We start from the raw sequence: 11,931 nt of genomic DNA on the forward strand, positions 1-11,931 counted from the left end.
TTAAAATGTTACGTTTAAACCAACTACCCATTGTTTCATTAACGGATAAGATATATCTGTGTTTTCAGGGTTATATCCGTCGAAGCTTGTAAAGGTAAAGAAATTCTCAAGGTTCGTATATACTCTCAATCTATCAACCAAGAAGGTAGATGTCAATCGTTTAGGCAAAGTATATCCAAGTTGTATGGACTTAATTCTGAAATAAGAAGTATTATACAACCAATAATCGCTATATGCCGTATTAAGTGCCGAACCTGAAGTCTGCAGACGAGGATATTCCGTTGATCTGTTTTCAGGAGTCCAATGATTTAAAACATTCTCTCTGATCAAGAATCCTTCGTTAATATTGAACGTATTGAATCCGTCATTACCCCAATAACCTTTTACGTTGCCGACTCCTTGTCCCACGATATTAAAATCAAAATCTTTGTATGCAGCACTAATGCTAATACCATAAGTTAATTTAGGCAGGGAAGAAAAGTCTTTTGCTACGCGATCCTCCAAATTGAATGCTTTATCGTCATTTGTATTCTTATATAAGAAATCACCTGGTTTAGGTGTACCACCTATATCACTTCCGAAAGTATATCCGTCAGCCAATAACTTGTCTATTTCGGCTTGATCCTGAATGATATGATCTACTTCAAGAACGTAGTAACTGTTATAAGGCTTACCTTCCATAGTAATCATAGCTTTATCTATGGATCTGTCGCCATTAAACTTGGTTACTTCATTCTTCACTGTAGCTAAGTTACCACTAACGCTATATGAGAAATCTTTTCCAACATTGCCATGGTAAGTCAATTGTAATTCCACACCTTTATTGGTCATTTCAGCAATATTCTGCCAAGGTGGAGTAAAGTTTCCCATTGTCAATGAAATAGGAATACGTGTTAAGATATCACTGGTTTTCTTATTATAATACTCAGCACTTACGGATAGTCTGTTATTAAACAAGACAAAGTCTACACCAATATTAGTAATTGCTGTTGTTTCCCATTTAATTTTATTGTTTGCCAACTCTACAGGAGCCACACCTTGCTGAAGTTGTCCGCCAAAAGAATAAGGTGAAGAGCCATATACAACCTGATATGCATAATCTCCAATTCTGTTGTTACCTAATTTACCCCATGAACCTCTGATCTTGATATCATCAAAAACAGTCTTCAATGGTTGGGCAAAAGATTCTTCTGTTAATCTCCAACCGGCAGAGAAAGAAGGGAAGAATCCCCATCTGTTAGCAGGAGCAAATCTGGAAGACCCATCATAACGGGCACTGATATCTAAAAGGTATTTTCCTTTATAATCGTAGTTGACACGTCCGAAATAAGAACGGAGAGCATCGTCGGTTCCGGATCCGGTTATAGATTCGTTCTCAACACCGGCATCCATAATATATATGGCATCATTTCCAAGTATATCGCTTTTCTTTGCATCAAACTTATCCATACGATTATATTGTTGGTCGAAACCAAGTAAAACCGCAAAGTTATGCTCCTTATTTAATGAATAGTTGAAACGCAAAAGGGTATTCAAAATAGTTGAATAGTCTCTTCGTGTACCGTTAAATAATTTATCAATATTGGATTTTGGCTGGTATTCATATCCAGACTGGAAGTCCCATAGAGAATAAGGATTGGTATATTCCCAGTTATATCTGTTATCATAATTAAAGCCGAAACTACTTTCCCATTCAAAGAATTTCAGGAACTTCACTTTTCCATAGAATTTCAATCCTAATTTTTGTCTTTGATAGTTACCCCGTATATTATCTACATAAGCACGCGGGTTACTAACTTCTGCCAGGTCTTTGAACATAGTTCCACCATAACGGCCATCTTCATATTGAGGAATAACTCCCGGAGTTGTATTTCTGATGTAGTTGAAAAAGTCTTTTGTATTAATAGGTTTACTATCCGACCATGAACCAAACACGTTAGCACCCAAATCAAGCCAACTTGTTGCTTTTGAATCTACATTTAAACGGAATGAATACTTTTTAGAGCCGGAATTATCAATAATTCCCTGATTGTCCAAATAGCCAAGAGACAATGAGTAATTCATTTTCTCGCTACCACCTCTTACATTCAGATTATGCTCTGTCAAAACTGAGGTCTTAAGCATTTCATCATACCAATTGGTATTCGGATACAGAGGATTACCTGCGGCAGATTCTTGCCTCCATTGATCAATCAGACTATTTGAATACTTTTCAAAACCTTCTGCTTCGTTTACCAAACTCATATGAGTAGCCATATCGCTTACAAAGTCGACCGTCTTTGCTGCACTTTGCCATCCAACATAACCATTATAAGAAACATTTACTTTACCTTCTTTTCCTCTCTTTGTAGTAACCAGAATTACACCGTTAGCAGCACGGGAACCATAGATTGAAGAAGAAGAAGCGTCTTTAAGCACAGATACACTTTCTACATCATTCGGATTTACATCATTTAATGCTCCTGGTACACCATCAATAATAACCAAAGGTTCCGAATTATTCATTGTACCTTTACCTCTTACCAGGATAGAGACTTCTTCAGACCCAGGAGCTGCCGATGTCTGAGAGATATTTAAACCTGCACTCAGACCTGTCAATGCCGAAGACAGATTCATTGTAGGACGACTCTCCATTGACTCATCAAATCTAACAGCAGATACGGCACCTGTCAAATTCTGTTTCTTCATTGTTCCATAGCCTACAACCACAACGTCATCAATCATTTGAGAATTTTCGGCCAGTACAATATTATAAGTATTTTTGGAATCAACAGTAATTTCTTTTGGCAGATAACCGAGATAAGTAATAACAAGCACTGAACCCGGACTTACTGAAAGAGAGAAATTACCGTCCATATCAGTCATTGTTCCGTTAGTGGTTCCCTTCACAGCCACACTAGCACCCATCAGTGGTTCGCCCGCTTCATCCTTGACACTACCTCTCAACTGCTTTTGTTGCGTTGGAGACGGCATTCCAATCTTGCTGCTGTCATCTACCTTATCTGGTACATGCGCGTAAGCAGCAACATTGGGTAAACCCAACATCGCGGAGCCAAGAAATACTCCTAAAATAGATCTTTTGTAGTTTTTCATATTAATTTATAATTAGACATTAGATTACAGGAAATAATCAATCTTTACTTATTCATTAGTGTAAAGCGAATTTGAAGAATAACGGTTATCTATCTTCCCTTCACTTTATTTACAAAACTATTGATTCTTTTACCCTCTCAGTAGTACATTCGAGCTAAAGAATCTTCAAATCACGTCATTCTGTATTATCTGGAAATTTTATTTATAATCAAACAATTTCTAACTATTTACCCAATTCATAAGAGCGACCGGGAGTAATTAAATACCTTCCCTTACCACCTCTAAAGAAAATAGTATTCTTACCCGTTTTAACTTTGAAGTTAATATTTATCGCCCCATTCTCGCTTTGTACATTCCAAAAACCGGGTTTCAAATCAGTTATTAATATCTGGGATTCCGAACTTTGATCAACCTTTAAGGTAAACGGATTTTGTATTTGCTGATAACCGGAACTTAAGCATACCACACGATCTTGACAACATATAATATATTGGCCATTTTCTTCTTTAAAGTCTACAGGCATAGGTTTTGTATTGTCTGCTGTCATTTGAAAAACAGTAAGGAAACGATTGTGCTTTTCTTTTTTCTTCGAAAAAGCAACAACCTGATAACCATTTGCCTCGGGATAAGATGATTTAATCTGATACTGGGGGCCTAATACACTAGAAGAATCTTTCAGGCTGGAAATTTCGATCTCCCGATTTTCCGGTAATGGAAGTAACATATTAATATGGGTCTTACCAACAAAGCCGTCTTTATTATTTTGTAATACAACGTCGGTACCGAGACGGCCTGGTTTATTCAATGTATTTATCTTCCAATAAGCATCAAAGTTGTCTTTGGACGCAAACAGATCGTCTGCCAAAATAATTACAGCCGGAACATCTTCCCTATTCATATTAAGGAAACAGAAACTACGGGTATAATTAGCAACTTTACTATAGTAAGCAGCGGTCAAATCTGCTTTAAAATAACTATATGACGGTTTCAGAGTATTTGCTTCAAAATCTGCAGAAAGTACGGTTCCGTAATCAAACCAAGGGTTATTTTTAGCCTCATCGGGTGATTTCGGATTTCTTTGATTAAACCGGCTTCCTCCATCATTTATTTTTGTTCTGTTAGCCAACTTTTCATCAGGATCTTTAACAAGTATCATATTGTGAGAAACAGACCTTTTATAGAAGTTGAAATCATATGATGTGCCATACGCTCCATATATTCCCAAATCTGCGACTTGTTGACCACGGTAATAAATCTGAAAAGAACCGGCATCGGCATGTTGATGATTTCCGAAATGATAACCTCCGCCTCTTATTTCGGCAACCACATCATTACTTGTTTTATCCATATTCCATCCGGTTCTTGCAATCAGGCTTCCCAATACAGGACCAAATTCTGTAGATAATGGTAAAGAAGTTAAATCATGTTCTGCTTTTAAATCAGGATTATTCACCAACAAAAAAAGAACAGGATTGTCTTTAGCTCTTTCCAATCCGCCACGACGTTCAAATTCTCCTTTCGTTACAGCATCATCAGCATAAGAATAGTCCAACAATAAGGTTTCGGGGTAAGCAAAATGCGTTTTGGAAAATTTATCCCCATCATACATACGAAGCCCATCCGGGAGACGCATATATAACCAGTACTTCCGCAGATCAGCAACATTATCGTTAAACACGCGAACTCCGGTCATTCTATAAAACATCCATGCAGCATGCATTTCCCACCCATGTCTATATGCTCCGTAATCAAAACCTTGACTATGACGGGGTGATTGATATTCAAATGCCCTCATAGGAACCAGATGTTCCAGAAACAGGTAAGAGATATAACGATATGGTTCAGGGTCTTTATCATATATAGCAATACTCATCGCTAAAAAATCGCGGTTCACCTGAGCTTCACTGGCATGTCCATTTACTACATGCTCTTTGAAAGGAGGCCACCCGATCTCCATATCCGGAGCAAGACGCATCATGTTATCATAAAGACTTTGCTTATCTTTTTCATCCAGCAAGTTATAACACCAGTCGTAAGTAATTGCCGCCGTATAAATAGCTTTTCCTATTTCACGCGTAATATCTCCGGATTTAACATTACCGAATTCTAAAACTGATAAATAATCAACCGCCAATCGAACAGCTTCTTTTCCGATCTCGCGATTGCCGGTCATAAGATAATAGAAAGACTTAATAATGACTGCGTCTTCCAGTTCCGTATTATAAAATATTTCTTTCCGTATATTGAATTGAAAAGGGAATGGTTTTTTCGCTGTTTTTTCTACTATTTGCCATATCGCAAGATTTTCACCTTTCGTTAAGTTCTCTCTTACATCTGCAATATTATTCTTGTTAACCCATAGTCTTGGTCTGTCTGTAGGCGGAACAACTGTTGGAACATAACTGGCAGCATCAGCCGGTACTTCCAGAGGAACATATTTCTCTATACGAATTGCTTCGAATGATATTTTTTCCGGTAACCAAAGTTTTAACTCCTGGCCTGTTTCCAAAGTGAATATGCCGAGGTCATGCCCGGAATATTCATGCAGGTTCGATACGATACGTCTCGTTACACGTTGATTGTTTATTTGAATCTTAACCAAACGTGTCTCTACATTCATTCCGGGTTTAATGACCTCGTGCCTAATCACATCCGCAAATAACCTGTACCTCCCGGCTTCAGGAACCTTAACTTTATATACTACATCAGGATCGGTTTCGGTATCAGTACTTACTCTTTCGCTCACTCCTTTTTTTAAAGTCAATAATTTTGTTTTCGGAGAAGCAGTCTTATAGATTACATTAGTGGTTTTATTGTTATTCTTGGCATAGTCTACAGTTAGAGTCGCTTTATATTTTTCATCTTCTGCGGTTCTTTTCTGCAGAGAATAATTCTCTGCAGAAAGGACCGTAACAGCCATGCATGCTGTAAAAAAAACAAGAAAAAATAATATGTGGTTTTTACATGTACTCATTGTTGCAATTTTCTGCTTTATCCTATTATTATTTTTTTACCGAATTGGTTATCCTCACATTTACATTTCCTGGATCCAGTTGTACATCTTTCCCTTTCGGGTTAAGTTGTGTGATTTTATTGAAATGCGAATTATATACCGGAGCAAGAAACTCCAAGGCAATATCCGACTTATAAGAGCGAATATCATTCATAAAGATATTATACATATTTCCAGGTTTAAAGCCTTGTCCATATTGCCCATTTCCATAAATACGTACAACTTTTCTTTTTCCGCCTTTCGGTCCGTCGCTTATATTAGAACAATAAATATTATAAATTTTAGGCTGTGAAGGCAACAGAATCATCACGTGATGTACACCGGATGCTTCAATATTACGACAGGTAATATCATGTATGTCGCCTCCATAAGAATAATCCGAATATCTTACCGGAAGAAGAGGAAATACATATTTATTATTGCTCCACCGGGTTTCGTCAAAAGCAGCGAGGATTATCGTATCATCAGAAGTTTCTCCTGTAATATTCTCAATCACAATATCAGAACCTCCCTGAATTATACTTACTCCATCGCCATTTTTAACAGTTGTGTGCAAATCTATATTATTAACATATCCGTTTTTACATCCGTTAGTCAATACAATACCCCAACTATGCGTTTTCTGTACTTTCAATCCGGATATTTCAAATCCGTCGACATAAGAAAACAGTATCGTAAAGTTTCTCCAACCCCAATAATCACCCAGCCATTTTTCTTTCACCTTCGTCTTAGGGTTTACTCCTTCATAAAAATTTTCGGCACCTTCTATTATTGCTCCGTTCAATCCTATAATTTTAATGTTCTCGGCAGGCAATAATTGCTTGACATACCCATTCGGATTATTTTCATCTATATCCAGATTTCCTGAACGAATAATATTGTCGAACACCTGATCGGCAAGCTTTATTTTACATCCGTCAACAATCATCGTTGTGTTGGACGGCAAAGCAATTGCCTCTGATATAAGATAAACCGGAGAGTCTTTGAACAGGATTGTGCCACCGTTGCATTCTTTTATAAAATCCAGAGCGTTAGATATCTGTTCTGATATGTTCTTCCCTTCAAAGTCTTCGGGTTTAACCGCAACGGAATGGTTTTTATTCTGCAATTCTCCGGCATGTAACATAGTAGCCTGAAGAACTATAATCAAAAAGGCAAATAGTATTTGTCTCATTTTTATCCGTATTTACTTTTATTAGTGGTCAATATTCTGATAGAAGTGTCCGTTTTGTAGAATGTCTTTATACCGGTAAGTATAAAAGCTTTCTACAAACTAACCGACAATCTATCATCTACAAGTTGTTATTTCTTCCTCCCGAATACGTTACGAATCAACCAATAAAGGATACGGAAGAAAAGTGCAAGAGCATAAAAAGCGATGCTTAGACAAAGCACCCATAGCAACTGTGTAAATACTTCTTTCCATTCCGTACCAAAGGCTATAATAGAAATGATATTCAGTAAGAAAGCCAGTACAAAACAAACACCAAAGATCAATAATTCAGTGCGTTGCCTTTTTGTTGTTATTGTTATATTTAAGTCTCTCATAATTATGCGTCAAATGAATAAGGTATTTTGTATTCTTCAGGAAACTCTATCACCGAACGTTCTTCCATTGCCTTATTGCCCAGCAAAGCCAGAACGGACGAATAATACGCCTCCTCAACCAGATTTGGTATCGGATCGCCGGTGATGACTGATGAACAATAAGCCGATACAAGGCCCTTTGAACCGTCATCTACTGTAGCGCCGGTAGTATTAGAGCCATCATGAGTCTGGATATGATCCATTATAGGTTCACCCTTTGTAGAGGAGGCCGTTTCCGGTACCCAACTCGGACCCGCGAACGAGATATTGTCGAACACCTTATGCTCTATCTGATTTATCAACTGCTGGATACCAGGAGCCGGTTTCGGGTTTTCCGTATACAACAAACCCTGAGCCAACTCCAATGTTCCTTCATGACCCAGAACCTGTTCATCCATACCGTAACGCTTATTCGAAATGATTGATTCGAAGGTCATACGCAAACCGTTTGGATAATGGTAGATCACGCTTACGCTATCATAAACCTCCCGGCCGTCTTTCCAATAAATGATATCGCCGAAGCCGGTGATGTAATCAGGCAACGAATGGTTGACCCAGGTTCCCATCTGCAATTGATGAGCGGCCAACTCCGTCATCAAACCTCCGGAAGATTCTTTATACAACCGCCAGTTTATCAGTTTTTCCAAGGATGGATCAGGAACAGGTCTGCGCCAATCATTATTTCTATACCAGAAGTTACGAAGACCGACGATTTGGCCGATTGTACCATTCTTTATTAATTCGATAGCCTTCAAATACTTCGGATCAAACAAACGCTGGATGCCGATATAAAGAACCTTTCCCGATTCTTTATAAACATCGTACATCTCCTTACACTGATCCATTGTCCGGGCCATAGACTTTTCGCAAAAGACATGTTTTCCGGCTTTCAATCCTGCAATTGAAATAGGTGCATGCATGTTCAATGGCGTAGCTATTAAGATTCCATCCACATTCGGATCGGCTATGGCCTGGTGGTAATCCTTATACAACTTTGCCTTAGGGTACTGTTTTGCAGCATTATCCAAATGAGGCTGCTCAATATCACACAAAGCAACTATCTCTGCATGAGGTATCTGTAGCAGATGGTTTATATGATACATACCTCTGGAGCCTGTTCCGATTACGGCAAGTCGTGCCNGGTACTGTTTTGCAGCATTATCCAAATGAGGCTGATAAATATCACACAAAGCAACTACCTCTGCATGAGGTATCTGTAGCAGATGGTTTATATGATACATACCTCTGGAGCCTGTTCCGATTACGGCAAGTCGTGCCTTTTGGCCCTTCACCTGTTTCTCTCTTTCCTGAGCGAAGAGATGCAACTGAGGCAATGAAGACAACAATAGGCCGCTACCGCCGATTGTACCTACATTTTTTAGAAACTCTCTACGAGATAAATTTTGAGTATTCATGGTTTAAATTATTATTTGAAATGATATGGTTTTCTTTTTCCGGATTATAATTTCATTTCCCATCCCGGTTCATAATCACGACTCCAATATTTCATAGCATCCGCATCCTGAATAATACGGCCATTAGCAGAATCTATATTAAGAGAACGTCCTACGCGCTGGGATATATTTCCGATTTGCATCAACAATGTACTCTTATGTCCCGAAACAATATCCGAATTTAGAACAGCACCTTTTCTGATACCATCAAAAAAGTTATTTATATGTAAAGCATCCAAGCTTTCAGCCGGATTCATCAGGTTACGAGGGTCGATCTCCAGTTTGCTGTATTGTTGTTTTATCACCTTATTGTCCATATCGAAAATCCGGTAACCATCACTTCCCGTGATCAGCAAGCTACCTTTGTCTCCATAGAACATAACGCCAACACTACTTCCTTCAATTGTTCTTCCATTACAACTACGGCCTTCCCATGTCATCGATTTTTTACCGCCAAACTCAAGATTTATAATCTGAGTATCCGGAGTTTCCCAGTCATCATTAAAGAAATAACGTCCTCCTGCAGAATTAACCATTGTCGGGTAATCAAGATCCATACCCCAACGCAATAAGTCAATCATATGCGTACCGTTATTCAACGATTCGGAAGTTCCCCATCTCCAAAACCAGTGCCAGTTATAATGAACAACATTATCTTTATAGGCCACACGGGGAGCCGGACCTTGCCATAAATCCCAATCAAGCCATTCCGGAACAGGCACCTCTTTGCCAATGCCAATGGAAGGACGGTTATTTGTATACCAGGCTTTACCAAAATGCACATTACCTATAATGCCCTCTTTCAATGCCTGAATACCTTCTTGCACATTAGGCCATGAACGTCTTTGGTTACCCATTTGCAACACCCGGTTATACTTTTCTTTTCCTCTAATAAGCATCTCGCCTTCTTCCGGACAATAGCTACAAGGTTTTTCCAGATATACATCTTTGCCAGCCTGCATTGCCATCAACGCTCCAGGGGCATGCCAATGATCCGGTGTTGCTATTATAACGGCATCTACATCCTTGGATTCGATAACCTTTCTCAGATCTTTCTCAATTTTTGGTTTACGCTCCTGTATTTTTGCAATAGCATCCGAACATTTAGCAATAGCACGACTGTCAACATCACAAATATAAGTTATTTCACAGCCTTTTTGCTTCGCAAAATTTGCAGCTAAAGCTCCGCCACGGGAATTAACACCTATTGCTGCTACTCTTATTTTTTCATTTGCTCCTTTGATATTGGAATAACTTCTAGCACTCACACCCTCCAGTATTCCGCCAAAAGAAAGAGCGGAAGCACCCAGTGCTGCTTTTTTCAAAAATTCACGTCGTGTACTCATGGTTCTATTTTTATAGTAGATAAACTTAATCTTAACAAGCAATACAAAGGAACTCTTATTTGAATTAAAACAAAACTCAAATGACGCCTTACTATTCTCAAAAAACGTCAACATTCATTGACACATCAAAGAAACGATCATTCCCTGTATAATGAGACTTGGTTACAGAAATTAAACAATTATTCAGATTGTTTTTGAGGTAAATTTGATCATATTTCTTATTATACATAGTAAATTAGCACCAATTTAATCTACTACTAATAATCATCGGGAAATATGCTAAAAATACTTGTACTAACAGACTTCTCCAGCGGATACAGCCGCAGGTTACTTGAAGGTATTATACGTTACTCCAGAGAAGTAGGACCTTGGTCTTTTATACGCATGCCGCTATATTATCTTATGATGAATGGTGAAAACGGGGTTGTAGATTTCGCTAAACGATGGAAGGCAGATGCCATCATTGCACAACTTCGTGATGTAAATATAGATTTGTTCAGAAGCCTGGATATTCCTATTATAGTACAGAATTACCGCCATAGGAACAAAAATATTTCTAACCTTACAGGGGATTATTATGAAACAGGAGTTTTAGCCGCCGATTTCTTTCTGGGAAAAGGATTCCGCCATTTTGCATATTATGGATATAAAAATGCAATCTGGTCCAGAGAAAGGGCTTTAGGGTACAAAGAAAGGATTGAAAAACATGGCTATACATGCAACATGCTTGAAAACAAAAATCCGGATAATAAAGAATGGCTATATAACACCGAAGACATGGGTAAATGGTTAGAAGCTTTGCCTAAACCCACCGCCCTTTTCGCTTGTGACGATTTCTATGCCTTACAAATATCAGAAACATGCAACATATACAACATCTCCATACCCGATGATATTGCCATTTTAGGGGTAGACAATGATACTCTGTTATGTAATTTATCAACACCTACACTGTCTTCTATAGTTCTTGATGTAGAAAACGGCGGATACCAGGCAGCCAAACTATTGGATCAGTATATAAAAAATGAACAAAAAGAAGCTTTCAATATAGTAGTTAAACCTTTATATATTGAAAATAGAGCTTCAACAGACAAATATGCAGTATCAGATCCTCACGTAAAAATAGTATTGGATTATATCACCAACAATTATAATAATAAGATATCTGTTTCTGATCTGGTAAATCTGGTTCCTCTGTCCAGAAGAATTTTAGAAAAGAAATTTAAAGATCAAATTGGCACTTCCATATACCAATGTGTCCTTGACCATAGAATTAATCATTTTACCAAACTGCTATTGACAACAAACCTGCATTTGCCGGATGCTGCTATTCAGGTTGGCTTTGATGATTACAAAAATGTATCGAGGATATTCCGGAAATATAAATCCATGTCACCCGCCGAATATAGGAAGTTATATAGAAAACAATCCTGAACTT

At 38.1% G+C, this 11,931-nt stretch carries 7 protein-coding genes; 1 reads left to right on the forward strand and 6 read right to left on the reverse strand.

The window, feature by feature from the left end:
* From CTY47_RS05640 to CTY47_RS05665, 6 genes are all read right to left on the reverse strand, one after another.
* Positions 1-3,093, reverse strand: a complete 3,093-nt coding sequence (locus tag CTY47_RS05640; protein WP_099463796.1) for a SusC/RagA family TonB-linked outer membrane protein — start codon at positions 3,091-3,093, stop codon at positions 1-3.
* Between the two features lie 223 nt (positions 3,094-3,316).
* Positions 3,317-6,067, reverse strand: coding sequence for a heparinase II/III family protein (locus tag CTY47_RS05645; protein WP_143813341.1), 2,751 nt, complete (start codon positions 6,065-6,067; stop codon positions 3,317-3,319).
* Positions 6,068-6,095: 28 nt separating this feature from the next.
* On the reverse strand, positions 6,096-7,280 hold the full coding sequence (locus CTY47_RS05650; protein ID WP_143813342.1) for a glycoside hydrolase family protein: 1,185 nt from the start codon (positions 7,278-7,280) through the stop codon (positions 6,096-6,098).
* Between the two features lie 128 nt (positions 7,281-7,408).
* Positions 7,409-7,654, reverse strand: a complete 246-nt coding sequence (locus CTY47_RS05655; protein WP_099463799.1) for a hypothetical protein — start codon at positions 7,652-7,654, stop codon at positions 7,409-7,411.
* Between the two features lie 2 nt (positions 7,655-7,656).
* Positions 7,657-9,108: a Gfo/Idh/MocA family protein gene (locus tag CTY47_RS05660; protein WP_233202093.1), complete on the reverse strand. Its 1,452-nt coding sequence runs from the start codon at positions 9,106-9,108 to the stop codon at positions 7,657-7,659.
* Between the two features lie 44 nt (positions 9,109-9,152).
* Positions 9,153-10,493, reverse strand: coding sequence for a Gfo/Idh/MocA family protein (locus CTY47_RS05665; RefSeq protein ID WP_099463800.1), 1,341 nt, complete (start codon positions 10,491-10,493; stop codon positions 9,153-9,155).
* A 276-nt stretch (positions 10,494-10,769) separates the two neighbouring features.
* On the opposite strand from CTY47_RS05665, the gene CTY47_RS05670 reads away from it, so the two are divergent.
* Positions 10,770-11,927, forward strand: coding sequence for an AraC family transcriptional regulator (locus tag CTY47_RS05670; protein ID WP_099463801.1), 1,158 nt, complete (start codon positions 10,770-10,772; stop codon positions 11,925-11,927).
* Positions 11,928-11,931 lie beyond the last annotated feature (4 nt).

Source organism: Parabacteroides provencensis, from assembly GCF_900232875.1.
GTDB classification, from domain to species: domain Bacteria; phylum Bacteroidota; class Bacteroidia; order Bacteroidales; family Tannerellaceae; genus Parabacteroides; species Parabacteroides chinchillae.

Bases quoted from the DNA above. Each gene is read 5' to 3' on its own strand.
- CTY47_RS05640 (WP_099463796.1), bottom strand. From the start codon at position 3,093: ATGAAAAACTACAAAAGATCTATTTTAGGAGTATTTCTTGGCTCCGCG.
- CTY47_RS05645 (WP_143813341.1), bottom strand. From the start codon at position 6,067: ATGAGTACATGTAAAAACCACATATTATTTTTTCTTGTTTTTTTTACA.
- CTY47_RS05650 (WP_143813342.1), bottom strand. From the start codon at position 7,280: ATGAGACAAATACTATTTGCCTTTTTGATTATAGTTCTTCAGGCTACT.
- CTY47_RS05655 (WP_099463799.1), bottom strand. From the start codon at position 7,654: ATGAGAGACTTAAATATAACAATAACAACAAAAAGGCAACGCACTGAA.
- CTY47_RS05665 (WP_099463800.1), bottom strand. From the start codon at position 10,493: ATGAGTACACGACGTGAATTTTTGAAAAAAGCAGCACTGGGTGCTTCC.
- CTY47_RS05670 (WP_099463801.1), top strand. From the start codon at position 10,770: ATGCTAAAAATACTTGTACTAACAGACTTCTCCAGCGGATACAGCCGC.